The 23,050-nt window shown below is 74.0% G+C and carries 27 protein-coding genes and 1 pseudogene; 15 read left to right on the top strand and 13 right to left on the bottom strand.

Features of this window, described 5'->3' with window-relative positions:
- Positions 1-4: 4 nt before the first annotated feature.
- Positions 5-442 (bottom strand): nuclear transport factor 2 family protein, encoded by a 438-nt coding sequence (locus ACI79D_RS07550; protein WP_456917712.1) that lies wholly within the window; start codon positions 440-442, stop codon positions 5-7.
- A gap of 89 nt (positions 443-531) precedes the next feature.
- Positions 532-828 carry a hypothetical protein gene (locus ACI79D_RS07545; RefSeq protein ID WP_456917711.1) on the bottom strand — a complete coding sequence of 99 codons (297 nt, stop codon included), beginning with the start codon at positions 826-828 and terminating at the stop codon, positions 532-534.
- 313 nt (positions 829-1,141) lie between these two features.
- Between ACI79D_RS07545 and ACI79D_RS07540 the strand changes: the two genes are divergently transcribed.
- Both ACI79D_RS07540 and ACI79D_RS07535 read left to right on the top strand, forming a co-directional pair.
- Positions 1,142-1,513 (top strand): hypothetical protein, encoded by a 372-nt coding sequence (locus tag ACI79D_RS07540; RefSeq protein ID WP_456917710.1) that lies wholly within the window; start codon positions 1,142-1,144, stop codon positions 1,511-1,513.
- Positions 1,514-1,741: 228 nt separating this feature from the next.
- Complete coding sequence (locus ACI79D_RS07535) at positions 1,742-2,026, top strand: hypothetical protein (protein WP_456917709.1); 285 nt, start codon at positions 1,742-1,744, stop codon at positions 2,024-2,026.
- Positions 2,027-2,034: 8 nt separating this feature from the next.
- Here the strand turns inward: ACI79D_RS07535 and ACI79D_RS07530 are convergent, their stop codons facing one another.
- Complete coding sequence (locus tag ACI79D_RS07530) at positions 2,035-2,268, bottom strand: hypothetical protein (RefSeq protein WP_456917708.1); 234 nt, start codon at positions 2,266-2,268, stop codon at positions 2,035-2,037.
- A 155-nt stretch (positions 2,269-2,423) separates the two neighbouring features.
- On the opposite strand from ACI79D_RS07530, the gene ACI79D_RS07525 reads away from it, so the two are divergent.
- Positions 2,424-3,146 carry a VOC family protein gene (locus ACI79D_RS07525; RefSeq protein WP_456917707.1) on the top strand — a complete coding sequence of 241 codons (723 nt, stop codon included), beginning with the start codon at positions 2,424-2,426 and terminating at the stop codon, positions 3,144-3,146.
- Positions 3,147-3,150: 4 nt separating this feature from the next.
- Here ACI79D_RS07525 and ACI79D_RS07520 read toward each other — a convergent pair whose 3' ends face one another.
- Positions 3,151-4,545 (bottom strand): MFS transporter, encoded by a 1,395-nt coding sequence (locus ACI79D_RS07520; RefSeq protein ID WP_456917706.1) that lies wholly within the window; start codon positions 4,543-4,545, stop codon positions 3,151-3,153.
- 172 nt (positions 4,546-4,717) lie between these two features.
- Between ACI79D_RS07520 and ACI79D_RS07515 the strand changes: the two genes are divergently transcribed.
- Positions 4,718-6,394: a hypothetical protein gene (locus tag ACI79D_RS07515; RefSeq protein ID WP_456917705.1), complete on the top strand. Its 1,677-nt coding sequence runs from the start codon at positions 4,718-4,720 to the stop codon at positions 6,392-6,394.
- 58 nt (positions 6,395-6,452) lie between these two features.
- Here the strand turns inward: ACI79D_RS07515 and ACI79D_RS07510 are convergent, their stop codons facing one another.
- From ACI79D_RS07510 to ACI79D_RS07495, 4 genes are all read right to left on the bottom strand, one after another.
- A complete protein-coding gene (locus ACI79D_RS07510) occupies positions 6,453-6,650 on the bottom strand; it encodes a hypothetical protein (RefSeq protein ID WP_456917704.1) in 198 nt (65 codons plus the stop codon).
- Positions 6,651-6,723: 73 nt separating this feature from the next.
- Entirely contained in the window at positions 6,724-7,128 is a 405-nt protein-coding gene (locus ACI79D_RS07505; protein WP_456917703.1) for an arsenate reductase ArsC, read from the bottom strand.
- Positions 7,125-8,243 (bottom strand): ACR3 family arsenite efflux transporter, encoded by a 1,119-nt coding sequence (arsB, locus tag ACI79D_RS07500; protein ID WP_456917702.1) that lies wholly within the window; start codon positions 8,241-8,243, stop codon positions 7,125-7,127. The genes ACI79D_RS07505 and arsB overlap by 4 nt, the downstream gene beginning before the upstream one ends.
- The gene (locus tag ACI79D_RS07495; protein ID WP_456917701.1) at positions 8,240-8,581 is read right to left on the bottom strand and encodes a metalloregulator ArsR/SmtB family transcription factor; all 342 of its coding nucleotides are present in this window, start codon (positions 8,579-8,581) and stop codon (positions 8,240-8,242) included. The genes arsB and ACI79D_RS07495 overlap by 4 nt, the downstream gene beginning before the upstream one ends.
- 130 nt (positions 8,582-8,711) lie before the next feature.
- Between ACI79D_RS07495 and ACI79D_RS07490 the strand changes: the two genes are divergently transcribed.
- From ACI79D_RS07490 to ACI79D_RS07475, 4 genes are all read left to right on the top strand, one after another.
- Positions 8,712-9,152, top strand: coding sequence for an ArsI/CadI family heavy metal resistance metalloenzyme (locus ACI79D_RS07490; RefSeq protein ID WP_456917700.1), 441 nt, complete (start codon positions 8,712-8,714; stop codon positions 9,150-9,152).
- Between the two features lie 82 nt (positions 9,153-9,234).
- On the top strand, positions 9,235-10,176 hold the full coding sequence (locus ACI79D_RS07485) for a hypothetical protein (protein ID WP_456917699.1): 942 nt from the start codon (positions 9,235-9,237) through the stop codon (positions 10,174-10,176).
- Between the two features lie 76 nt (positions 10,177-10,252).
- Complete coding sequence (locus ACI79D_RS07480) at positions 10,253-10,585, top strand: hypothetical protein (RefSeq protein WP_456917698.1); 333 nt, start codon at positions 10,253-10,255, stop codon at positions 10,583-10,585.
- A 139-nt stretch (positions 10,586-10,724) separates the two neighbouring features.
- Positions 10,725-10,850 carry a hypothetical protein gene (locus ACI79D_RS07475; RefSeq protein ID WP_456917697.1) on the top strand — a complete coding sequence of 42 codons (126 nt, stop codon included), beginning with the start codon at positions 10,725-10,727 and terminating at the stop codon, positions 10,848-10,850.
- Here the strand turns inward: ACI79D_RS07475 and ACI79D_RS07470 are convergent.
- A complete protein-coding gene (locus ACI79D_RS07470) occupies positions 10,847-11,809 on the bottom strand; it encodes a LysR family transcriptional regulator (protein ID WP_456917696.1) in 963 nt (320 codons plus the stop codon). The genes ACI79D_RS07475 and ACI79D_RS07470 overlap by 4 nt on opposite strands.
- A gap of 118 nt (positions 11,810-11,927) precedes the next feature.
- Between ACI79D_RS07470 and ACI79D_RS07465 the strand changes: the two genes are divergently transcribed.
- Both ACI79D_RS07465 and ACI79D_RS07460 read left to right on the top strand, forming a co-directional pair.
- Positions 11,928-12,824, top strand: coding sequence for an FAD binding domain-containing protein (locus ACI79D_RS07465; protein WP_456917695.1), 897 nt, complete (start codon positions 11,928-11,930; stop codon positions 12,822-12,824).
- Between the two features lie 2 nt (positions 12,825-12,826).
- A pseudogene (locus ACI79D_RS07460) lies at positions 12,827-13,252 on the top strand ((2Fe-2S)-binding protein); the annotation flags it as partial.
- A 206-nt stretch (positions 13,253-13,458) separates the two neighbouring features.
- On the opposite strand, the gene ACI79D_RS07455 reads toward ACI79D_RS07460, so the two are convergent.
- The 3 genes from ACI79D_RS07455 to ACI79D_RS07445 are packed head-to-tail and all read right to left on the bottom strand — an operon-like array spanning position 13,459 to position 16,234.
- The gene (locus tag ACI79D_RS07455; protein WP_456917694.1) at positions 13,459-14,277 is read right to left on the bottom strand and encodes an ABC transporter permease; all 819 of its coding nucleotides are present in this window, start codon (positions 14,275-14,277) and stop codon (positions 13,459-13,461) included.
- Entirely contained in the window at positions 14,274-15,128 is an 855-nt protein-coding gene (locus ACI79D_RS07450) for an ABC transporter permease (RefSeq protein ID WP_456917693.1), read from the bottom strand. Before ACI79D_RS07450 ends, ACI79D_RS07455 begins: the two co-directional genes overlap by 4 nt.
- 29 nt (positions 15,129-15,157) lie before the next feature.
- On the bottom strand, positions 15,158-16,234 hold the full coding sequence (locus ACI79D_RS07445) for an ABC transporter substrate-binding protein (protein ID WP_456917692.1): 1,077 nt from the start codon (positions 16,232-16,234) through the stop codon (positions 15,158-15,160).
- A 420-nt stretch (positions 16,235-16,654) separates the two neighbouring features.
- Between ACI79D_RS07445 and hisD the strand changes: the two genes are divergently transcribed.
- The 5 genes from hisD (at position 16,655) to ACI79D_RS07420 (ending at position 21,692) form a co-directional block, all read left to right on the top strand.
- On the top strand, positions 16,655-17,974 hold the full coding sequence (gene hisD / locus ACI79D_RS07440; protein ID WP_456917691.1) for a histidinol dehydrogenase: 1,320 nt from the start codon (positions 16,655-16,657) through the stop codon (positions 17,972-17,974).
- A gap of 35 nt (positions 17,975-18,009) precedes the next feature.
- Positions 18,010-19,011 (top strand): amidohydrolase family protein, encoded by a 1,002-nt coding sequence (locus ACI79D_RS07435; RefSeq protein WP_456917690.1) that lies wholly within the window; start codon positions 18,010-18,012, stop codon positions 19,009-19,011.
- Between the two features lie 8 nt (positions 19,012-19,019).
- Positions 19,020-20,009, top strand: coding sequence for a Gfo/Idh/MocA family protein (locus tag ACI79D_RS07430; RefSeq protein WP_456917689.1), 990 nt, complete (start codon positions 19,020-19,022; stop codon positions 20,007-20,009).
- Positions 20,010-20,127: 118 nt separating this feature from the next.
- On the top strand, positions 20,128-20,814 hold the full coding sequence (locus tag ACI79D_RS07425; protein ID WP_456917688.1) for a cyclase family protein: 687 nt from the start codon (positions 20,128-20,130) through the stop codon (positions 20,812-20,814).
- Complete coding sequence (locus tag ACI79D_RS07420; RefSeq protein WP_456917687.1) at positions 20,811-21,692, top strand: NAD(P)-dependent oxidoreductase; 882 nt, start codon at positions 20,811-20,813, stop codon at positions 21,690-21,692. Before ACI79D_RS07425 ends, ACI79D_RS07420 begins: the two co-directional genes overlap by 4 nt.
- 83 nt (positions 21,693-21,775) lie before the next feature.
- On the opposite strand, the gene ACI79D_RS07415 is transcribed toward ACI79D_RS07420, so the two are convergent.
- Complete coding sequence (locus ACI79D_RS07415) at positions 21,776-22,924, bottom strand: DUF3500 domain-containing protein (protein ID WP_456917686.1); 1,149 nt, start codon at positions 22,922-22,924, stop codon at positions 21,776-21,778.
- Positions 22,925-23,050 lie beyond the last annotated feature (126 nt).

Below are 23,050 nucleotides of genomic sequence, written 5' to 3'. Positions count from 1 at the left end.
GCGGTCAGCGCTCCGACGCCGCGGGCACGGTGCCGTCGGGTGACACGCCGTCCCAGAGTTCGTCGAAGGCGATGCTGTCGTAGAAGGCGGTGCCGTCGACCACCTGGCCGTCGCGCAGGGTGAGGAACCACGCGTAGGTGTTGCGGTAGGTCGTGCCGGCCGTGGTGGTGCCCTCGCCGTCCCACAGGACGACGACCGTGTCGCCGTCGGCGTGGACGCCGCGGACACGGACCGGACGGAAGGGCGCGTCCGGCCGGAACCGCGCGGCGAAGGGCCGCAGGACCTCGTCGGTGAACTCGCGGGCGCTGCCGTAGGTCCCCGCCACCCGCGACCGGCCGACGATCTCCCAGGTCATCCCGTCGGCGAAGATGCCGGACACGTGCCCGTCCCCGCGCGACCACGCGGCGAACGCCTCGGCCACGACGTCCCGGTTGCTGCTCACCCGGCGGACCTCCTCCACAGCGGCTCGGCCGGCCGCCGGCACGACGACCGAGTCGCCATCCTCCTGCGTCGGCCGCGCCTCCGGGGAGGTCAGGGACGGGGGTTGGTGCGCGTCCAGCCGCGGTCGTCCCGGCGGGCGCCCAGGGCCGCCCGGCAGCGGCGGCACACGTCCTGCACCTCCTCCGCGTGCCGGCCCGACTCCGGCTGGACGTCGGCCCAGCTCACGTGCGGGAAGCGGGCCAGCCGCGACCTGCTCATCGACAGGCCGCACACGGTCTCGTTGCGCCCGCGCTCCCAGGCGTGGACCTCACCGGCGGGGTAGCGGATGCCGTCGTCGGGGTCGGTCCACTGGCCCGCGGCCGCGACCGCTGCGTTGCGCACTGCCATGGCCAACGCCATACCCGGTCGACGCGGCCCGCACCGGTGCGGTCGGTGGCGGCGGCCCGTGCGCCGAGGCCCCGGACGTTCCCGCGGGAACGTCGTCAGGGGCCCAGGCTCGCGGGCGTTCCCGCGGGAACGCCCGTCGGGCGACGAGTCCTCGGAACGGGCTTCCGGTGCAGGAGTCGAGGCGCCTCCACCGCTCGCCGAGGGGTGCCCGGTGGGCCGCTGTCCGGGATCTGGCTGGCGCGAGGTCGGCGGCGCGCGGTGTCCTGGACCGGTGAGTGGTCGCCCCGACGGTCGTGCGCCCCGGCGCCGCGCCGTGCGTGGCCTGCCGGTCCCCGAGCCGCCCGCCGCGCAGGTCGCGTTGCGGGCGGTCGTCGAGGCGGTGCTGGACGGCGCCGGACCTCCGGTGTCGTACCACCACGAGGACCGCTGCCAGGAGTCCGAGGACGGGCGGGAGGCCGTCTTCGGCTGGGGCACTCGCATCGAGCTGCCGCCGGCAGCGGGCGGCCCGGTCCGGGTGTGGTTCGACGGGCTCGACGGCGACATCGCGGTGTGGCAGGGCGACCGCCGGCGGCGCGGCGCTGACGTGGTCTGGCACGAGTGGCGAGACCTCACCGATCTGACCGGCGTCCTCGATGACGTCGTCCGGGTGCTGCGGACGGTGCTGGGGACGGCTCGTCGACGTTGACGTTCCCGCGGGAGCGTCGGCAAGGACACAGGCTTGCTGGCGTTCCCACGGGAACGTCCCGGACAGCCGCGGGACGTCGCGGAGTCCCCGCACCTCCGGAGCCCCGCCGCCGTCGGCTTGCGGTGCTCCGTCGCGGCTCCGACGATCCGAACGAGCGTCCGTGGCGGCCGGCGATCGACGGCTGGGGGGAGCTACGCCGGACTCCTTCCGCTGCGGGAGAGGTGGCCGGTGTCCTCAGGACGGAACGACTCGTGGCGGCAGCGCTACGAGGCCGGACGGACCCGCGACGAGCAGCGCGACACCGCGTGGGTGCAGGACCACTTCGGCGGGCCGGTCACCCGCACTCTGGTGAAGGAGCTCCCGCTGCTCCTCCTCGCGGGTCTGCTGGGCCTGCTCACCTGGGGGTGGCAGGGCGCTGTCGTCCACGTCGCGCTGCTGCTCGTCGTCGTCCTCGGCTTCCGGGCGTGGGCGCGGCGCCGCTTCCTCGGCGGCGGGCGCGATCGTGGCCGCTGACCGCGACGTCAGCTCTGCGGCTCGGAGTCGGTCGAACCGCGGGTCGCCCTCAGCTCGCGCCACTGGCCGAGGGCCATCCCGGCGTTGATCAGCGCGACGAGCGCGGCACCTGCACCGATGATCTGCTGGTCGTCGTCGCCGGACGTGAACACGACGACGGCGAGACCCACCATGAGCGCGGCTGCCACCACGCGGGACCAGAAGACGCCGCGTGGAGTGTTCAGCGCTCGCCACCACCGCACGCGGCCAGCGTGCCCGACGTCGGCGGCGGGCGGGTCGAGGCCGGGACGGCCGGCAGCGGAAGTCCGTTGCGGCGTGGTCCGCGAGCGCCCTAGCGTCGCCCCTCGGGGACGGGACGACGCGGCCGGGAGGCAGCGGAGCGGAGGTCGGGAACGCGATGACTGCTCGCCTCGTCGCACTGAGCTTCGATGCGAACGACCCGCGCCGGCTGGCGGACTTCTGGGCGGGCGTCCTGGGCTGGGAGAGGGGCGAGGACCCCGCCGACGGGGTCGCGCTCGTGCCGGACGACGACACCGGGTTCCGGTTGCGGTTCCTCCCGACGCACGAGCCGAAGACGGGCCAGAACCGGATGCACCCCGACCTGACGAGCGCGTCCCCGGAGGGCCAGCAGCAGACCGTGGCGCGGGCGCTGGCACTCGGCGCCCGGCACATCGACGTCGGTCAGCGTCCGGAGGAGGGCCACGTGGTCCTCGCCGACCCGGAGGGCAACGAGTTCTGCGTCATCGAGGCGGGCAACCGGTTCCTCGCCGACTGCGGGTTCCTCGGAGCGCTCGCCTGCGACGGCTCGCAGCAGGTCGGGTACTTCTGGCGCGACGCGCTGGGCTGGCCGCTGGTCTGGGACCAGGACCAGGAGACCGCGATCCGGTCACCGCACGGCGGTCCGAAGATCACCTGGGGCGGTCCGCCGGTGGCGCCGAAGACCGGGCGGAACCGGCTGCACCTCGACCTCGCGCCGGCCGTCCCCGGGGAGTCGGACGCGGAGGTCGACCGCCTGCTGTCCCTGGGCGCGACCCGTCTCGACGTCGGCCCGGGGGACGTCGACGGGGTCGTGCTGGCCGACCCCGACGGCAACGAGTTCTGCGTGCTGCCCGGCGCGTAGACGGTCAGCCCGCAGGGCGGTCGGGGAGTTCCCGGCCGGCGAAGCTCAGTGCCAGCCCGAGCACGGCCACCGCCGCGCACCCGCCGAACAGCCAGCCCAGCGCGTCGGGGTAGGCCGCCGCGACGCCGGCGGCCCCGACCGAGGCGCCGACGAACCGCATCATGTTGAACAGCCCGAGCCCGGCGCCGCGCTGACCGGCGGGGGAGCGGGTGGCCCCGGTCAGGGACGGCGTCTGCACCAGCGCCACGCCGAAGCCGGCGACGACGAGCACGGCCGCGACCGGCAGCACCGCCGTCGACGCCGTCCCCAGGAGCACGCCGAGGGCCACCGAGACGGCGAGCAGCACGGCCAGGCCGGTGCGCAGCACCGGCCGCGGCCCGATCCGGTCGGCCAGCAGGCCGACCAGCGGCGCCGACGCGGCCCACACCACGGGCAGCAGGAAGACCAGCAGGCCGGTGGCGGTGCCGGACAGCCGTGCGACGCCGGTCAGGTGCAGCGGCACGGCCACGAGCACGGAGAACAGCGTCACCTGCTGCACGAAGACGCCGGTGGCGCTGCGCAGCCAGCGGATCTCCACCAGCAGCCGCGGGTCGATGAACGGCCGCGGCCGCCGCAGCCCGGAGACGACGAAGCCGGCCAGCGCCAGCACGCCGAGGACCGCCGCCACCGGCGGCACCCAGCCCGGCACGCCGTCCTGCGGCGCCGCGGTCACCGCGGCCATGAGCGCGGCCACGCCCAGGGTCAGCGAGCCGACCCCGAGGGCGTCGATCGGGGCGCGCTCCCCGGCGTCCCGGGGGACGACGCAGGCGGCGAGCACCAGGACGCCGACGGTGACCGGCACCAGCAGCCAGAAGATCCACCGCCAGCCGAGCGCGTCGGCCAGCAACCCGCCGATCGGCGGCCCGACGGCCTGGCCGATGCCGTTGGCCGCCCCCCACGCGCCCATGACCCGGTTGCGCCGGCTGGCCGGCCAGCAGCGGGCGAGCGTGCCCATGACCGCGGTCGGCACCGCGGCGCACCCGACGCCCTGCAGCCCGCGGCTGGCCACCAGCCAGGGCAGGGACGGGGCGAGCGCGGCGCCGGCCGTGCCGACCAGCAGGATCGCCAGCGCCAGCACCAGCGTGCGGCGGCGGCCCAGGCGGTCGCTGATCCAGCCGGTGATCGGCATCGCGACGGCCAGGACGAGCACGGACGCCGACGCGACGAGGACACCCTGGGTGACCGGCGCGCCGAGGTCGGTGGTGATCTGCCGCAGCGGCACGTTGACGATGTTGTTGCTGACCGTGCCGAGGAAGGTCGCGCCCAGCAGCGTGGCGAGCAGCCACCCGGCCCGCGGGAGCGTGCCCTCGGCGACCTCGTCCGCTGCGTACGGTCGGTCCTGGGTCGCGCTACCGGTCACGGGCGTCCTCCACGTTCACGCGTGAGGAACAGCCTGCCAATCTGCACACAACGTCACCACGGCACGGTGCACATTCGGAGGTGGGGCGAGTGTGCACATCGTTCATGGACGGGGCCGAGCCCGTCGGGGAGCTTTTCCCACCAACACATTGGGCTCACCCCTAGGGGCGTCGATGCAACTCACAGCAGCGCACTGGGTCTTCCTGGCAGGGGTCGTCGTCATCCTCGCCACGATGATCATGCGCAAGAACATCGTGGTACCCGCCGTGGTCGCCACGTTCCTGACCGCGCTGGTGTGGTCGGGCAGCCTGGCCACGGGACTCTCGTCGGTGTTCAACGCCAGCCTCGTGGCCGCGACCAGCCTGTTCAACATCTTCCTGATCATCGCCATGGTCACCGCGATGCTGCGGTCCCTGGAGGGACTGGGATCCGACAAGCGGATGGTGACCCCGTTCCGCCGGGTCATGCGCAACGCGCACCTGTCCTGGTGGACGCTGGTCATCGTCACGTACTTCATCTCGTTGTTCTTCTGGCCCACGCCGGCCGTGCCGCTGGTGGGCGCGGTACTGGTGCCGGTCGCGATCCGGGCCGGCCTGCGCCCGCTGGCGGTCGGCTTCACCATCGCGATCGCCGGGCAGGGCATGGCCCTGTCGTCGGACTACGTCATCGGCGTCGCGCCGCAGCTGTCGGCGACGGCGGCCAACGCCGACCCGACGGTCGTGGGCGACCGCGCCTTCGTGCTGTCCCTGATCGTCGGCGGTGTCGCGCTGGCCATCGGCTACATCATGGAGATCCGCAAGATGCGGCGGCCCTCCGACGAGCTGCTGGCGGAGTGGGAGAGCACGGCCGACCGGCGCAGCGGCACGGCCGACGCCGAGGCGGTCGAGGCCGCCGCTCAGGACGGCCCGGCTGACGGCTCCGGTGGCCGCGGTGGCAGCCTGCCGGCGGACGGCACCGGCGGTGCCGGGCCGACGACGGGAGGCCAGCGCGAGCTCGTGGGCGTGAGCAGCGCCGGTCCCGCGCAGCGGGACGAGGCCCAGGTCATCGCGCAGCGGCTGAGCAAGGGGCGGGCGCTGATCGGCACTCCGGCCGGTGGCCCCGTGCCGCCGGAGCAGCACTCGATCACCCCGGTCGAGAAGCCGTTCGCGTCGAAGGCGTTCGCCCTGCTCGTCCCGCTGGCGTACCTGACCCTGATCGTCTACCTGATCGTGGCCAGCGTGTCGGAGTCCGTGCCGGACCTCCAGGGCGGTGACGCGGCGGCCCTGGTCGGCGGCATCGCGCTACTGGTCATGTTCGGCGCGGCGTACGCCCGGAGCGGGAACAAGTTCCTGGAGACGGCGGCCGACCACATCGTCGACGGCCTGGTGTTCGCCTTCAAGGCCATGGGCGTCGTCCTGCCGATCGCCGGGTTCTTCTTCCTCGGCAACAGCGAGTTCGCCGCCTCGATCCTGAGCATCCCCGAGGGGGAGACCGCGCCGAACCTGCTGTTCGACCTCGTCGTGGCCGGCCAGGAGCAGCTGCCCGCCAGCGCGCTGGTCACCGCCTTCGGCGTGATGATCGTCGGGGTCGTCGCCGGCCTGGACGGCTCGGGCTTCTCCGGCCTGCCGCTCACCGGTGCGCTGGCCGGCTCGCTCGCCGACGGCGCGGGTGTCAGCAGCCCGACGCTGGCGGCCATCGGCCAGATGGGCAACATCTGGTCCGGGGGCGGCACGCTCGTGGCCTGGTCGTCCCTGCTCGCGGTCGCCGGGTTCGTCCGGGTGCCCGCCGTGGACCTGGCCCGCCGCTGCTTCCTGCCGGTCATCGCCGGTCTGGCCGTCGCGACCGTCCTGGGGGTGCTCATCTTCGGCTAGCGACCCCTGACACGCAGCAGCCCCGGACCCGAGGGTCCGGGGCTGCTGCGTGCCTGCGTCAGGCGTTCAGGTGCCGCGGGGAGGTGCTGAAGACCTGCTGCCACACCTGCTGGGCGGTGTGCACGAGCAGGACGGCGGCGACGACCGGGCCGAGCACCTTCCAGACCACGGACGCGTCCAGCGCGAAGGGCAGCAGGCCGAGGACGACGGCGACCACCGCGGTGGTGCGCAGGGAGCGGGCGAGCGGTTGCTGCATGACCTCAGTGTTACTACGGCGTTCCGTTCCCCGTTCCGCGAAGCGGCTGATCAGGGCCGGGATGAGAGCACTCTCACGGTGCGGTGGGCAGCAGCTCCGCGAGCAGGGCCCGCACGCGGGCCTCGATCTCGTCGCGGATCGGCCGGACGGCGTCCACGCCCCTGCCCGCGGGGTCCTCGAGCTGCCAGTCGAGGTAGCGCTTGCCGGGGAAGACCGGGCAGGCGTCGCCGCAGCCCATCGTGACGACGACGTCCGAGGCCTCCACGGCGTCGGTCGTGAGCACCCTCGGGCGCTGGTCGGTGATGTCGATGCCGACCTCGGCCATGGCCGCGACGGCGGCCGGGTTGACCCGGTCGGCGGGCAGCGAGCCGGCCGAGCGGACCTCCACGGCGTCGCCGGCCAGATGTCGCAGCCAGCCGGCGGCCATCTGGGAGCGGCCGGCGTTGTGCACGCAGACGAACAGGACCGAGGGCGTCATCGGGTCCTCCGGGCGGCGGCGGGGACGGTGGGGTCGTCGGCGGGGAAGCGGCGGGCCGCCCAGAGGGCGACGTAGACCAGCGCGACCAGGACCGGCACCTCGATGAGCGGGCCGACCACGCCGGCCAGCGCCTGCCCGGAGGTGACGCCGAAGGTGCCGATGGCCACCGCGATGGCCAGCTCGAAGTTGTTGCCGGCCGCGGTGAAGGCCAGCGTCGCCGTCTTGGCGTAGCCCAGCCGCAGGCGCATGCCGAGCAGGAACGAACCGCCGAACATCGCCGCGAAGTAGGCCAGCAGCGGCAGCGCGATCCGGACGACGTCCCAGGGCTGCGAGGTGATCGCCTCGCCCTGCAGCGCGAACAGCATGACGATCGTGAAGAGCAGCCCGTACAGGGCCACCGGACCGATGCGCGGCAGGAACCGGCCCTCGTACCAGTCGCGGCCCTTCCTCCGCTCGCCGAGCGTGCGGGTGAGGAAACCGGCCACCAGCGGGATGCCGAGGAAGACCAGGACGCTGAGCACGATGGCCCACACGCTGAACTCCGCCGACGTCGTCGGCAGGCCCAGCCAGCCGGGCAGCACCTGCAGGTAGATCCAGCCGAGCGCGGCGAAGGCCACGATCTGGAAGACCGAGTTCAGGGCGACCAGGACGGCGGCTGCCTCGCGGTCGCCGCAGGACAGGTCGTTCCAGATCAGCACCATCGCGATGCAGCGGGCCAGCCCGACGATCACCAGGCCGGTGCGGTACTCGGGGAGGTCGGGCAGCAGCAGCCAGGCGAGGGCGAACATCAGCGCCGGCCCGACGACCCAGTTGAGCACCAGGCTGGCCACCAGCAGCCGCCGGTCGCCGGTGACCCGGTCGAGCTCGGTGTACCGGACCTTGGCCAGCACCGGGTACATCATCAGCACCAGCCCGACGGCGATCGGCAGGCTGACGTTGCCGACCTCGACCGCGCTCAGGGCGTCGTCCAGCCCCGGCACCCAGCGGCCCAGCAGCAGGCCGGCGGCCATCGCCGCGACGATCCAGACCGGCAGGAACCGGTCGAGCGTGGACAGCCGCTGCAGGACCGGCGCCTCGGGTGACCGGACCGCGGTCTCGGTGACGGCGTCGCTCACGCCGGGACCGCTGCGGGGTCGAACAGGCCGGCGACGGCGGCCAGCGCCTCCCGGCGGACGGCGTAGTAGACCCACACCCCCCGCTTCTCGCGGTCGAGCAGCCCGGCCGAGTGCAGCACCTTGAGGTGGTGGCTGATCGTCGCCTGGGTCAGGTCGAACGCCTCGTTGAGGTCGCAGACGCAGGCCTCGCCGTCGGTGCTGGAGGCGATCAGGCTGACCAGCCGCAGCCGCACCGGGTCGGCGAGCGCCTTGAGCAGCGGAACGACCCGCTCGGCCTGCTCGGCGGACATGGCCGTGCCGGTCAGCGGCGTGCAGCACGCCAGGCCGGGGTCGCTCATCGGTTTCTCCTCCGCAGTGGACATCGACCCACATCGTACTGACACTCATCATATTGACAAGTATCGATGGAAAGTGGTCACCTGACTGCGACATCGACGAACGTCGATGTCTCGACCTGAGGAGGTCCCCGTGTCCCGCATCCAGCTCGCCCTGCGCGTCGCCGACCTCGACGCCGCCGTCGACTTCTACGCCCGGCTGTTCGACACCACCCCGGCCAAACGCCGCCCGGGCTACGCGAACTTCGCCATCGCCGAGCCCCCGCTGAAGCTCGTCCTGCTGGAGGGGGACGCCGGCGAGCCGACCCGCATGGACCACCTCGGCGTCGAGGTGGCCTCGACCGGGGAGGTCTCGGCGGCCACCGCGCGGCTGGCCGAGTCCGGCCTGGCCACCCGCGTCGAGGACCAGACGGCCTGCTGCTACGCCGTCCAGGACAAGGTCTGGGTCACCGGCCCCGGCGGCGAGCCGTGGGAGGTCTACACCGTGACCGGCGACCACCGCCCCGACCTGGAGGGCCGGGTCGAGCCCGAGCTGTCCGCGGTCGGGGGCGACGGCAGCTGCTGCGCCTCCTGAGCCTCCGGGTGCTACGAACTCGTGGTGATCGCGCGCCGATCACCACGAGTTCGCAGGTCTGGATGACGACAAGGGGGGCGCCGTGGAACTCGACGAGGTCGCCGACGAGCTCTACGAGGTGCCGCCCGAGGAGTTCACCGCCCTGCGCAAGCAGCGCCAGGACGACGCCCGGTCCGCCGGCGACCGGACCCTGGCCAAGGAGATCGGCGCCCTCCCCAAGCCGTCGCAGGCCGCCTGGGTGGCCAACCTGCTCGTGCGGGCGCACCGGGAGGAGATCGAGTCGCTGGTCGAGCTGGGCGGCCTGCTCCGCGAGGCGCAGGAGAACCTCGCCGGCGACCAGCTCAAGGCGCTCAACCGCCAGCGCGCCCAGCTGCTCTCCGCCCTGGTCCGGCAGGCCGCGGCCCTCGCCCGCGACCAGGGTCACCGGGTCAGCAGCTCCATCGAGGCCCAGGTCGAGGAGACCCTGCGCGCCGCGATGGCCGACCCCGAGGCGGGGGAGGCGCTGCTCACCGGGCGGCTGGTCTCACCGATGTCCTACAGCGGGATGGGGACGACGGGCGTCCGGCCGGCACTGCGGCTGGTGCCCCCACCCCGCGCCGACCGGGCGGAGCGGGCCGCGCGCCCCCGGGGGAGCGACGCCGCGGAGCACCGGCGGCAGCGCGAGGAGGCTCGGCGGCGCGAGGAGGAGGCCCGCCGGGCGGAGGAGGAGCGGCGCCGGCGCGAACTGGAGGAGGCGCGCCGGGCGGCGGAGGAGGCCACCGCGGTCGCCGCGGAGACCCGCGCCGCGGCGGAGGAGGAGCGACGGCGGGTCGACGACCTCGACGCCCGGCGCGCGGACCTGCAGGCGCGCGTCGAGGAGCTCGCCGACGAGCTCGCCCGCGCCGAGCGGGAGGCCGCCGAGACCGCCGAGGAGCTCAAGCGGGCCGAGCGGCACCGCCGCACCGCCGAGCGCCAGGCCACCGAGGCCGCCGCCGTCCGGGACGAGGCGGTCGCCCGCGTCGCCGAGCTGGAGGCCCGCGGCTGAGTCGCCCCTTGCCCGGGCCGGGCGTCGGGTCGAGACTGCGCGCACCCCGCCCCGACCCCGAGACACGGAGGCCGCCGTGAGCCAGCCCGAGGAACCCCTGACCGAGGACACCGCACCGGACTCCTCCCGCAGCGGCGCCGACGTCGCCGACGCCATCCGGGTGGCCGAGGCGGGCACCTCGGTGCAGGAGGTGCACGACCGCCCGGGGGAGACGTCCCCGCGCGAGGCGCCGGTCGAGCGCAGCGCGGGCGACCCGGAGATGACCGAGGGGCAGGTCGTCCTCGGCGAGGGGACCGCCGGCGGGGACACCGGCTCCGGGCCCGCCGCCCCGGAGGGGGTCTCTGGCGGTGCGCAGTCGGTCCAGGGTGGCCGCGCCTCGGACCGGGTCGCGGCCGATCCAGAGGGTTGAGCCCCGGCGCCGTCCGTAGGGTGGCCGCGTCGGCGAGTGGGCGCTGGTCCTGGAGGTCGGAGCGGCGCTGGTCCTCGTCCCGGCCGGCTGGGCCTGGCTGGGCGCGCGGGCCCGCCGCCGCGGGATCGGTGGCTCGGTGATGGCGCCGCTCGAGGAGGTCTGGGACCCGGTCGCGCACCGCACCCACGTCGAGGTCCAGGTGCAGGCCGAGCGCGCCGCACCGGCGCCGGCGCCCGGCGACCCGCCGCTCGGCGACGGCCGCTAGCTCTCCTGGCTCCACAGCTCGACCCGCACGGTGGGCCGCGCCCGGTCGCGCCGAGCCGGCCCGGCCAGCAGCGCGCTGGTGGCGTCCGGCGTGGTGAGGAACCGCTGCAGCGCGGTCGCGGCCGCCGTCGCCCGGCCCTCGCCGGGCACCCCGGCCCACCACATCCCGGTCACCGGCGTGCCCTCGACGGCCAGCCGCACCAGCCGCCCGGCCCGGAGGTCGGCCCGCACCGCGTGGGCGAGGGCCAGCACCACGCCGCCGCCGTCCCGGACGGCGTCGAGCGCGTCGGCCTCGCTGGGCAGCCGCTGCAGCAGCCCGGCCTGCCCGGCCCCCTCGGCCCACCGGTGCTCCTCGGTGCCCGGCTCGATGCCGGCCGGGCCGGCCAGCCAGGTGTGCCGGCGCAGCTCGGCCGCTCCGACCCGGGAGCGGCCGGCCAGCGGGTGGCCCGGCACGGCGACGACCACGCGCTGGTAGCGCAGGAACGGCACGGCATCGATGGCCTGCCCGGGCGCCGGCACCGGCCGGACCCCGAGCACGATGTCGGCCTCGTCCTCGGCCAGGGCCGCCGCGGTGCGGGCGGACGGGCCGACGCCGAGGTCGACCTGCGCGCGCGGCACCCGGCGGGTGAAGGCGGCCACCAGCGGGCCGGCCACGTGCTCGGCGCACGCGGCGGTCGCCAGCGCGCGCACGCTGCCCGACGTCGAGGACTGGGCCACCTCCCGGCGGGTGCGGTCGGCCAGCCGGACAAGCTCCCGCGCCCGCACCGCGAGCGCCCGCCCGCCGGCGGTGAGCTCGATGCCGCCGCCGGCCCGGTGGAAGAGGGGGTCGCCGAGGTCGCTCCGCAGGGCCGCGACCGCCGCCGAGACCGCGGGCTCGCTCACCCCCAGTGCGGCCGCGGCGGCGCGCAGCGACCCGAGCTCAGCGACGAGCGCGAAGGCGCGGAGCTGGGTGAACGTCATGGTCGGCCGCCGTCCTAAGCGATCGGTTATCGCGATCTTGACAGCGCTGTGGCGCAGGTCACAAGCTCCCTCGCCACCAGGGGTCCCAGCGACGGATCCCCTCCGGGGAGGAGCGCCCGTGCAGGTACCGGCCCCCTTCGACTACGTGCGGGCGACCAGCGTCGCCGACGCCCTGGAGCTGCTCGAGCGCCACGGCCCCGAGTCCCGGGTCGTCGCCGGCGGGCACAGCCTGCTGCCGATGATGAAGCTGCGCCTGGCCCGGCCCGAGTGGCTCGTCGACATCAACGACCTCACCGAGCTCGACCACGTGACCCGCGACGGCGACTGGCTGCGGGTGGGCGCCCTCACCCGGCACGCCACGCTGCTGGCCTCGGCGCTGGTCGGGGAGCTGTTCCCGATCGTGCACGACGCCGAGCGGGTCATCGCCGACCCCGTCGTCCGCAACCGCGGCACGATCGGCGGCTCCCTCGGCCAGGCCGACCCGGCCGAGGACCTCACCACCGTGTGCGACGTGCTGCGGGCCCAGGTGGTCATCGCCGGCCGCGGCGGCGAGCGGGTCATCGGCATCGAGGACCTCCACCGCGGCCCCTACGAGACCGCCTGCGAGCAGACCGAGCTGATCACCGAGCTGCGGTTCCCGATCCGCCCGCGCGCGGGCAGCGCCTACGAGAAGGTCGAGCGCCGGGTGGGCGACTGGGCGGTCGCCGCCGCCGGCGCCCAGCTCGTGCTCGCCGAGGACGGCACGATCGCCGACGCCACCATCGGGCTGACCGCGCTGGGCCTCGAGGGCTGTGCCACCGACGCCGCCGCGGTGCTGCTCGGCGTGCACCCCAGCGACGACGTCTTCGCCGAGGCCGCGCGGCTGGCGGCGGCGGCCAGCGCCCCGGTCGAGGACCAGCGCGGCCCGGTCGACTACAAGCGCCACCTCGCCGACGAGCTCACCCGCCGGGTGCTGCGCCGGGCCGCCGAACGTGCCGGCGCCGGCGCGCTGACCACCGCCGTCCAGGGAGGCTGACGATGCAGGTCACGATGACCGTCAACGGGACCGAGGTCATCCGGGACGTCGAGCCCCGGCTGCTGCTCGTGCACTTCCTCCGCGAGACGCTCGGGCTCACCGGCACGCACTGGGGCTGCGACACCAGCAACTGCGGCACCTGCGTGGTGCTGGTCGACGGCGTCCCGGTCAAGTCGTGCACCGCGCTGGCGGCGATGACCGACGGGCACGAGGTGCGCACCGTCGAGGGGCTGGCCGACGGCGCGACCCTGAACCCGGTGCAGCAGGGCTTCATGGAGGAGCACGGCCTGCAGTGCGGGTTCTGCACGCCCGGGATGATGCTGACCGCCCGCGCGCTGCTCGACCGGGAGCCCGACCCCGACGAGGAGACCATCCGCGAGGCCATCTCCGGCCAGATCTGCCGGTGCACCGGCTACGCGACGATCGTCCGCTCGATCCGCTGGGCCGCCCAGCACCGGGACGGGGGGGGGGGGGGGGGGGGGGGCGCGGCGGCCCGCGGCGGGGGGGGGGGGGGGGGGGGGGTGGGGGGGGGGGGTGGGGGGGGGGGGGGGGGGGGGGGGGGGGGGGGGGCGGCGGGCGCCGCGCCCGCCCCCCCCCCCCCCCCCCCCCCCCCCCCCCCCCCCCCACCGGTCGGTCAGTGGGCGGCGTCCCGCCAGCGGAAGGCGCGCCTCGACAGCCGCTCGAGGATGAGCTGGTCGAGGATGATGATCACGCCGACGAAGAGCACCACCCAGGCCGCGAAGCCGGCGAACTGGTTGGCGTCGTACCAGTACCGGGCCCGGTAGCCGGCGCCGCCCGAGCCGCCGAACCACTCGGCCAGCAGCACGCCGTTCCAGCCCATGATCACGGCGAAGCGCAGGCCGGCCATGATGTACCCGGCGACCGCGGGCAGGACGAGGTCCTGCACCCGCCGGGTGAGCGGGACGCCGTAGGACGCCGACATGTCGCGCAGGTCGCGGGAGATGCCCCCGACGCCCTGGGCCACGTTGACGATCACGAAGGGCACCGCGGTCAGGAACGTGGTGACGATCGGGCTGGTGTGGCCGAAGCCGAACCACATGACCGTGAGGAAGGCCCACATGATCGCGGGGATCGACAGGCCGACCAGGACGAGGCTCTCGCCGAACGCCCGGGCCATGGGGGACAGGCCGATGAGGACGCCGACGAGGATGCCGACGACGACCGACAGCCCCACCCCGATGCCGAACCGGTAGAAGGTGTCGGCGAAGTTCCCGAACACCTCGCCCCGGCGGAACTCCTCGACCAGCGACTCGACCACCGACACCGGGCCGGGGATCCGCTCGAAGAGCCAGGCCAGCACCACCCACAGGAGGAACGCGGCCACGTAGAAGGTGGCGCGGGCCGCCCGGTCGGAGCCGAGCCGCCGCTGCCAGGCCGGCCGGGACCGGGCGATCTCCTCCTGGGACAGACGGCGGGTGAGCGTGTCGGTCATCGGGCCGCCCTCTCTTCCGGGCGCCAGGCGAGCACGCGCTGCTCCAGCTTGCGCAGCAGCAGGCGCTCGATCAGCAGCATGAACAGGATGAACAGGGCCATCCAGGCGATGACGCCGGTGATGTTGAACAGCTGGTACTCGGTGCGGATCTGGAAGCCGACGCCGTTGGTGCCGCCGAACACCTCGGTCAGCGCCTCGACCTTCCAGGCGACCGCGAAGGACATCCGGACCGCCGCGAACAGGAAGGGCACGATCGTCGGGAGGAACACGTCCCGGCGGATCTGCTGGGGGCTGCGGCCGAACGCCTGGCTCATCTTCACCAGGTTCTGGTCGACGCCCCGGATGCCCTCGGCCACGTTGAGCGCCACGTACGGCGTCGAGACCAGGGCCACGGCCAGCACCGGGCCGAGGTCCGACAGGCCGAAGATGATCAGCGACAGGACCGCGTACGTGAGCGCCGGGATGGTGCCCGCGACGGTCACGCCGTCCAGGAAGAAGGCCTTCCAGTAGTTGTAGCGGCCCATGAGGTAGCCGACCGGGGCGCCGATGAGGACGGCGACCCCGAAGCCGGCGAACGTCTTGAGGACGCTGGCGAGGAAGTCCGAGACGAGGGCACCGCTGGCGACGATGTCCCACATCTCGACGCTGACCTCGAGCGGGTTCGGCAGGGTGCCGAAGGGCAGGTAGTACGCGGCCACCTGCCAGACGCCGAGCATGGCGGCCCAGCCGGCCAGGAGGAGGGCGAGGTGCCGGCGCTTGTTGCGCGCGGCCGCGCGGCGAGCCTGCTCCTCGCCCTCCTGCCAGGTGACCGCCGGCGCCGTCGGGGGCGCCTCGACCACGGGGTTGGACATGGTTCTCCCTCGTCGGGTCGTGCTGTCGGTCAGGGCTGCTGGAGGTCGGTGGTGAAGTTCGGGTCCTCGACGTCCTGCTCGATGAAGCCCGTCTCCCGCATGAGGTCGAAGACCTCCATCTCGCCGTCGGCCCACTCCTGGTCGATGTAGGCGCTGTCGACGAACCAGTCGAACTTGTTCTCCAGCCAGTCCTGCAGGAAGGCCATCTCCTCCGGGTTGCGGACGGCGAAGTCCTCCGGGTAGGCGGCGATGATCTCGTCGCGGTGCTGCTGCCACTCCTGGATGCCGCGGTCCCACAGCTCGATCAGGAACTGCGCCTCCTCCTGGTTCTTCTCCACCCAGGCCTCGCGGGCCACGAAGACGTTGGTCTGCGGGTGGGTGAGGACCGAGGAGTCGCTGGCGTAGTTCTGCGCCCAGAACTGCGCGGCGGCCTGGCTGTCGTACAGCGGCTTGATCTGACCGCCCATCAGCTGCGGGACGGCGAAGTCGGGCAGGCACAGGCACGCGTCGGCGTCCCCGCGGGCCACCAGGTCGGCCAGGTTCTGGATGTCGGTGACGACCAGCTCGTAGTCACCACCGCCGGCGCGCAGGTCCAGCCCGCACTTCTCCTTGGCGTACATGCCCCAGATCAGCGTGATGCTGACGTTGGTGAACGTGGCGATCTTCTGGCCCTTGAGGTCGCAGATGGTCTGCGCGGGGTTGTCCGCGCCGACGGCCACGATGCTGCGGTCGGTGTTGTACTTGCCGAAGACGGTGGCCGGCTCGCCGGTCGCCTCCTCCAGGTCGGGCACCTCGTAGCTGGCCGCCGAGATGACGTCGGCGTGGCCCCCGGCGTAGACGCCGAACTCGTCCCAGGACGACGAGGTCAGGATCTGGATGCCGGCGGCCTCCTCCATCTCCTGCTTGATGCCCTGGTCCTCGAGCCACTTCCAGACCGGGTCGGGCGCCATGACCATGTTCACGACGCCGTTGGCGTCCTTCGCCTCGCCGGCCGCCTGACTCGATCCGCCGCCGGACGCGCACGCGGTGGCCGTGACCGCGAGCGCGGCCACCCCGGCCACCAGGCGCAGCTTCCCCGCCCGGGTGCTGCCTGCCCTGTTCCCCATGGGTTCCCTGCCTTCTGGTCGGGGACGCGTCCGCCGCGTCCGTCGCACGGGTGCCGCTCGTGGTGACTGCCGGCGCACCTGCCGCCGGCCGGTGGAGCTCAGGCGCCCGGTCGCCAGCCGGCCGGGGGAGCGAGCCGGAGTGTGACCGAGACCACGTATACGGGCCGGAACTGTGCACGGGAGTGCCTGCACACGTCAAGCACTCGGCCATCGCCGACTGCCGGCCGGGGGCCCGGCGGCGGGGGGTGGCGCCGGCCGGACGCCCGGCCACCGGCGCCCCGACACCTCTGTGACCTGCTACTTCCCGGGGTGGACGGCCCGCGGCGACGCCGCTGCGCCGGTCGCCGACCCACCGGCCGCTTGACATGACTAGGTATGCACAACACGATGCAGGCCCCGACGTGACCTGGAGCACACCTGATGATCCGGCAGCTGAAGAAGAGGGCCTCCGACGCCGCACCGCGGCAGGGCTCGCCCGAGGTGGCCGACGTGGTCGCCCGCGTGATCGCCGACGTCCGCACCCGGGGCGACGAGGCGGTGCGCGAGTACTCCGAGCGGTTCGACTCCTGGTCCCCGGAGGACTTCCGGCTCGGGCCCGAGGAGGTGGAGCGCATCGTCGCCGGCGTGGACCCCCAGGTGGTCGACGACCTGCGGACGGTGCAGGCCAACGTGGCGGCGTTCGCGCGGCACCAGCTGGAGTCGATGCGCGAGTTCGAGGTGGAGACGCAGCCCGGCGTCTTCCTGGGGCAGCGGCACCTGCCGATCGCGGCGACCGGCGCCTACGTGCCCGGCGGGCGCTACCCGCTCACCGCCTCGGCCCACATGACCGTGGTGACGGCGAAGGTCGCCGGGGTGGGCCGGGTGACGGCGTGCACGCCGCCCATCCGCGGGCAGGTCCCCGCGGCCACGGTCGCCGCGATGCACCTGGCCGGCGCGGACGAGATCTTCCTGCTCGGCGGGGTCCAGGCCGTCGCCGCCATGGCGCTGGGCACCGAGACGATCGGCAGGGTGGACCTGCTGGCCGGCCCGGGCAACGCCTACGTCGCCGAGGCCAAGCGGCAGCTGTTCGGCGAGGTCGGCATCGACCTGTTCGCTGGCCCCACCGAGATCCTCGTCGTCGCCGACGACAGCGCCGACCCCTTCGTCGTCGCCGTCGACCTGCTCAGCCAGGCCGAGCACGGCCCGGACTCGCCGGCGGTCCTGATTACCACGTCGGAGACGGTCGCGCGGGAGACGATGGCGCACGTCGACCGGCTGCTCCCGGACATGCCGACCGTCGACATGGCCGGCCCGGCGTGGCGGGACCACGGGCAGGTCCTCGTCGTGGACGACCTGGACGAGGCCTACCGGCTGGCCGACGAGTTCGCCAGCGAGCACGTCCAGATCCTCACCGAGGAGCCGCGCCGGGCGCTGGAGCAGATGCGCAACTACGGCGCCCTGTTCCTCGGGGAGGGGACCTGCGTCTCCTACGGGGACAAGGTCATCGGCACCAACCACGTCCTGCCCACGCGCGGGGCCGCCCGGTACACCGGCGGCCTGTGGGTGGGGAAGTACCTGCGGACGGTGACCTACCAGGAGGTCACCGACCCCGCGGCCAGCGCCGCCCTCGGCGAGCTGTGCGGCCGCGCGGCCCGGATCGAGCTGTTCGAGGGCCACGCCCGCTCCGGCGACGTCCGCGCGGCCAAGTACGCGCAGGCCGACCTGCCCTGGGCGCCCGACGTGTACGCCCCCGTCTCCTGACCCGACGCACCAGATCCCCCTACCGAGAGGACGCCATGTCCGGCCGCACCGTCGACATCCACGCCCACGTGTTCACCCCGGCGTGCCAGGAGCTCGTGAAGGGCCTCATGGAACCGCAGTACGAGCCGTTCTCGTACTGGGCCGGGGCGGAGACCAACGAGTACCAGCCCAAGCACACCGCCGAGATCATGCCCAAGCTGACCGACGTCGACGTCCGGCTGGCCGACATGGACGCCATGGGGATCGACGTCCAGGCCATCTCGGTCGCCCCGCCGCAGTACTACTACTGGACCGACGTCGAGCTCGGCCGGACGCTCGCGCGGATGCAGAACGAGAACCTGGCCTCGATCGTGGCCGACCACCCCGACCGCTTCGTCGGGCTGGCCACGGTGCCGCTGCAGGACGTCTCCTCCGCGGTGGAGGAGCTCGAGCACTGCGTCCGCGAGTACGGCTTCCGCGGTGTGGAGATCAACACCAACGTCTTCGGCCTGGACCTCGACGACCGGCGGTTCCGGCGGTTCTTCGCCAAGGCCGAGGAGCTCGACGTCGTCGTCCTGCTGCACCCCAACGGCTTCACCCACGGGGAGCGGCTGCAGAAGTACTACATGACCAACGTGATCGGGAACCCGCTGGACACCACGGTCGCGATCAACCGGATCATCCACGGCGGCGTCCTCGAGGAGCACCCGGCGCTCAAGCTGTGCCTGGTGCACGGCGGCGGGTTCCTGCCCTTCTACTCCTCGCGGATCGACCACTCCTACGAGCTGCGGCCCGAGGGCCGGCACCACATCAGCCGGCCGCCGAGCACGTACCTCAAGCAGGTCTACGTCGACTGCCTGGTGTTCGACTCCGTCCACCTGGAGTTCCTCATCCAGCAGATGGGCCCCGACCACGTGGTCATCGGCACCGACTACCCCTTCGACATGGGCCACTACGACCCGCTGGGGCAGATCGACGGCGTCCGGGGCCTCAGCGACGAGGACCGGAACCTGATCCGCAGCGCGACCGCCGCCAAGCTGCTCAAGCTGGACGGCTGAGGCCCGCCGTGGACGTCGCCGTGGTCGGGCTGGGCTGGTGGGGCCAGAAGGTCCTCGACGAGCTGGCCGGCAGCAGCACCGTCCGGGCGGTGGTGGGCGTGGACCCCCAGCCCGCCGGGCGGGAGCGGGGAGCGGCGCGGGGCCTGCCGACGACGGCCGACCTCGCCGAGGCGCTGGCCGACCCCGCCGTCGAGGCCGTAGTGCTGTGCTCGCCGCACCGGTTCCACTCCGCGCAGATCGTCGCCGCCGCCGAGGCCGGCAAGCACGTGTTCTGCGAGAAGCCGTTCAGCACGACGGTGGACGACGCCGACGTGGCCCTCGCGGCCGTCGCGGCGGCAGGCGTCCAGCTGGGCGTGGGGCACGAGCGGCGCTTCGAGCCGCCGGTGGTGGAGCTGCAGGAGCGGGTCCGCTCCGGCGAGCTGGGCACGCCGCTGGTCTTCGAGGGCAACTTCAGCCAGGACAAGTTCCTGGCGCTGCCCCCGGACAACTGGCGGCTGTCCAGCGTCGAGGCGCCGGTCGGCCCGCTGTCGGCGACCGGCATCCACCTGGTCGACCTCGCCGTCGGCCTGCTCGGTGAGCCGGTGGAGGTGTGGGCCCGGCTGGCCACCCGCGCCACGTCGTTCGGCAACGGCGACACGCTCTCGGTGACCCTCGGCTTCGCCAGCGGGGCGACCGCGAGCATCACCGCCATCCTGACCACGCCGTTCATCGGGCGGATCTGCCTGCTCGGCTCGGAGGGCTGGATGGAGATCCGCGACCGTGCCCACCCGGAGTCCCCGGCCGGCTGGGACGTCACCACCCGGTACCGCGACAGCGAGCCGACCACCCGGTTCGTCCCGCCCAGCCCCGCCGTCCGCGACAACCTCGAGCGCTTCGCCGCCGCCGTCGAGGGCACCGCCGAGTACCCGATCCCGCCGAGCGACGTCCGCGCCACCGTGCGCGCGTTCGAGGCGATCACCCGGTCGGCCCTCAGCGGTGCGGTGGAGCGCGTCCGCTGAGAAAGGACCCCCTGCCCCCCACGACTCGCAGGCTCGCCGCGGGCCCCTGCAGGGGGCCATCCCCGTCCCACCGCAGCACCTGTCCAGCACCGCCCGTCCCCACTGCCGAGGAGAGCGCATGCAGATCATCGACCTGTCCCAGGACATCTACGAGGGGATGAAGGTCTACCCCGGGCACCTGAAGACCGTGCAGTTCGAGCACGCCACGCACGAGGAGACCGCCCCCCGGTTCGAGGGCGGCTTCTCGTTCCAGACCACCGGGTTCATCCTCAACGACAACGGGCCCACGCACGTGGACTCGTTCTCCCACCTGGACCCGGCGCCCGGTGCCGAGACCATCGACCAGATGCCGCTGGAGCTGTTCTACGGACCGGCGGTGTGCCTGGACGTGACCGGCTTCGCGCCGCAGACCGACATCACCGCCGAGGACCTCGACCGGATCGAGGCCGAGTCGCCGGTCGACGTGCAGCGCGGCGACATCGTGCTGTTCCACACCGCGACCTGGAACAAGTTCGTGGGGGACAAGCGCTACCTCACCGACTTCGCGGGGCTGGGTGAGTCCGCGGCGGAGTGGATCGTGCAGCGCGGCGTGAAGACCTTCGGCGTGGACAGCCCCACCCCGGACAACCCGGCGAGCAAGACCTACCCGATCCACATGATGTGCCGGCGCGAGCACATCACCCACTACGAGAACCTGGCCAACCTCGACCAGGTGGTCAACCGCCGGTTCACCTTCGTCGGCTTCCCCCTCAAGGTCCGCGGGGCGCACGGCGGCCCCACCCGCGCGGTGGCGCTGGTCGAGTGAGCGGGGGTCAGGGCGCTCCGGTCGTCGCCGTCCTCGGCACCGGCACGATGGGTGCCGGGATGGTGCGGTCGCTGGTCCGCGCGGGCGTGCCCGTGCGGATGTGGAACCGCGACGGTCGCAAGGCGCAGGCGCTGGCCGGTCCGGGCGCCGAGGCGTGCGACTCGCCGGCCGCGGCGGCCGAGGGGGCCGACGTCGTCCTGACGATGCTCTTCGACGCCGGTGCGGTGGTCGACGCGGTCCGCCGGGCCGCGCCGGCCGCCGGCACGGTGTGGCTGCAGTGCTCGACGGTCGGCATCGAGGACGTCGACCGGCAGGCCGAGCTCGCCCGGGAGCTCGGGCTGGTGCTGGTCGACTGCCCGGTGCAGGGCACCCGCAAGCCCGCCGAGGAGGGCGCGCTGGTCCTGCTCGCCTCCGGTCCGGACGACGCCCGCGAGCGGCTGGCGCCGGTGTTCGACGCGCTCGGCCGCAAGACCCTGTGGCTGGGGGAGGCCGGCGCCGGGACCCGGCTCAAGCTGGTCTGCAACGCGTGGGTGCTGACCCTCGTCGCCGGCGTCGCGCAGTCGGTGGCGCTGGCCCGCGGGCTCGGGCTGGACCCGCAGGACTTCTTCCGGGTCCTCGAGGGCGGCCACCTCGACGCCCCGTTCGCCCGGGTCAAGGGCGCGGCGATGATCGACGGCGACTACGCGGTCTCCTTCGCGCTGCCGGGAGCGATGAAGGACGTCGACCTCATCCGGGCCGCTCTGGCCGCGGCCGGGATCTCCGACCGGTTGGCCGCCGCCGTCCACGCCGCACTGGAGACGGCGGCCGGCCGTGTCGACGACCCCGCGGCGGTGGACATGGCCGCGCTCGTGGAGGGGCTGCCGGTGGACGCGCGCTGAACTCCGCTGTCAGTTCGCATCTGCCGGCTTCCGCGCCCGGAGCCGTTCCTCGCTCGTTCCCCGCTGCGATGCTCTCCGGGCCGTCAGCCGGCGTGGTGCCGGAGGCGGTGCTCGGCGAGCACGTCGAGCCCGAAGTCGGCCTGCGGGTCGCGCCACACCGAGTGCGCGTGGTTGGCCCCCCGGGCGGTGTTGTCCCACTCCACCAGCAGCCGGGGCGCCTGCAGCCGGTAGTAGTGCGGCTGCCCGGGCTCCAGCGAGCCGGCCCACGCCACGTGCACCCGGTCCAGGTCGACCTCCGGTGCCAGCCCGTCGGGCACCCGGCCGACGTAGGCGCTCAGCAGGGTCTGCAGCAGGGCGCGCTGCTCGCGGTCGAGCTCGGTCGCCGGCAGCCCCTTGGGTTGCGCCGTCAGCGCCAGCCGGTGGTGGTCGGCCGGGTCGAATCCGCTGGCGCCCTCGGCGGCCTCGGCCATGCGGGTCACCCGCTCGAGCAGGCGGGGTTCGGTGAAGCGCTGCCGCCAGATGTCGGGCAGCTGCATCAGCTCGTCGCCCTCGTCGATGCGCGGACGGTTGCCGCCGACGATGTCCGACGGCGCCCGGTCCAGCAGCACCGCGGCCGCCCGCAGGTCCGGGGGCAGCGACCGCACCAGGTCCCGCGCCAGGTCCTCGACGCTGCCCAGCAGGCGGAGGTCCGCGCCGCCGAGCACCGGTGCGGACGCGGGGTCCGCGCCCACGAAGCACGGGGTCGTCGACCGGACGGCCCCGTCGACGACGAGGTTGTTCAGCGAGACGTGGTGGCCGCCGAAGCGCCAGCCCCACGGTCGCTCGCCGCCGGGGGTACCGAAGACGCGCAGGTAGTACAGGCCCGGGTCGCGCCCGCGCTCCCGGCCCCAGTCGACCGACCAGCCCTCCAGGTGGTCGAGGACGTTCTCCCAGCCGATGACGGAGGCGACCGTGACGTACCCGGCGGTCGACAGGCCGCTGGCGACCAGCCGCATGGCCAGCTGCTGTTGCGCCGGGCGCTGCCGGCCCAGGGGGAGCCCGCCGTGGTCGGTCGGCGTGTAGTACCACCGCAGCCGCTCGGCCTCGGCCGCCTCGTCGTCGGGGCCCGGCCAGGCGGCCAGCTCACGCTGGTCGGGGTCGAGCGCGTCGAGCCAGGCGGTGGCGGCGTCGGCCATGGCCCCGGCCACCTCGCGCGCCGCCGTCCCCGCGGCCGGGTCGCTGGTCGTCGTCATGGCCCCGAACCGTAGGACCTGCCGAGCCGCCGTGGTTTACTCGTCGTGATGCACCCCACCGGCTCGATCATCATCGCCTAGCGCGCAGTCACCTCCCCGACTGCGCGCAGACCTCCCGTACCCGGG

Source organism: Geodermatophilus sp. SYSU D00708 (genome assembly GCF_054050115.1).
Note: the sequence above shows the minus strand (reverse complement) of the source record. Positions and strands in the feature narration are given on the sequence as shown.

What these genes read in the sequence shown, in the direction of transcription:
- hisD (WP_456917691.1), top strand. Translation starts at nt 16,655, where the DNA reads ATGATCCGGCAGCTGAAGAAGAGGGCCTCCGACGCCGCACCGCGGCAG.
- ACI79D_RS07545 (WP_456917711.1), bottom strand. Translation starts at nt 828, where the DNA reads ATGGCAGTGCGCAACGCAGCGGTCGCGGCCGCGGGCCAGTGGACCGAC.
- ACI79D_RS07470 (WP_456917696.1), bottom strand. Translation starts at nt 11,809, where the DNA reads ATGACGTTCACCCAGCTCCGCGCCTTCGCGCTCGTCGCTGAGCTCGGG.
- ACI79D_RS07510 (WP_456917704.1), bottom strand. Translation starts at nt 6,650, where the DNA reads ATGCAGCAACCGCTCGCCCGCTCCCTGCGCACCACCGCGGTGGTCGCC.
- ACI79D_RS07495 (WP_456917701.1), bottom strand. Translation starts at nt 8,581, where the DNA reads ATGAGCGACCCCGGCCTGGCGTGCTGCACGCCGCTGACCGGCACGGCC.
- ACI79D_RS07445 (WP_456917692.1), bottom strand. Translation starts at nt 16,234, where the DNA reads ATGGGGAACAGGGCAGGCAGCACCCGGGCGGGGAAGCTGCGCCTGGTG.
- ACI79D_RS07455 (WP_456917694.1), bottom strand. Translation starts at nt 14,277, where the DNA reads ATGACCGACACGCTCACCCGCCGTCTGTCCCAGGAGGAGATCGCCCGG.
- ACI79D_RS07450 (WP_456917693.1), bottom strand. Translation starts at nt 15,128, where the DNA reads ATGTCCAACCCCGTGGTCGAGGCGCCCCCGACGGCGCCGGCGGTCACC.
- ACI79D_RS07415 (WP_456917686.1), bottom strand. Translation starts at nt 22,924, where the DNA reads ATGACGACGACCAGCGACCCGGCCGCGGGGACGGCGGCGCGCGAGGTG.
- ACI79D_RS07475 (WP_456917697.1), top strand. Translation starts at nt 10,725, where the DNA reads ATGGCGCCGCTCGAGGAGGTCTGGGACCCGGTCGCGCACCGCACCCAC.
- ACI79D_RS07505 (WP_456917703.1), bottom strand. Translation starts at nt 7,128, where the DNA reads ATGACGCCCTCGGTCCTGTTCGTCTGCGTGCACAACGCCGGCCGCTCC.
- ACI79D_RS07425 (WP_456917688.1), top strand. Translation starts at nt 20,128, where the DNA reads ATGCAGATCATCGACCTGTCCCAGGACATCTACGAGGGGATGAAGGTC.
- ACI79D_RS07525 (WP_456917707.1), top strand. Translation starts at nt 2,424, where the DNA reads ATGACTGCTCGCCTCGTCGCACTGAGCTTCGATGCGAACGACCCGCGC.
- ACI79D_RS07515 (WP_456917705.1), top strand. Translation starts at nt 4,718, where the DNA reads ATGCAACTCACAGCAGCGCACTGGGTCTTCCTGGCAGGGGTCGTCGTC.
- ACI79D_RS07435 (WP_456917690.1), top strand. Translation starts at nt 18,010, where the DNA reads ATGTCCGGCCGCACCGTCGACATCCACGCCCACGTGTTCACCCCGGCG.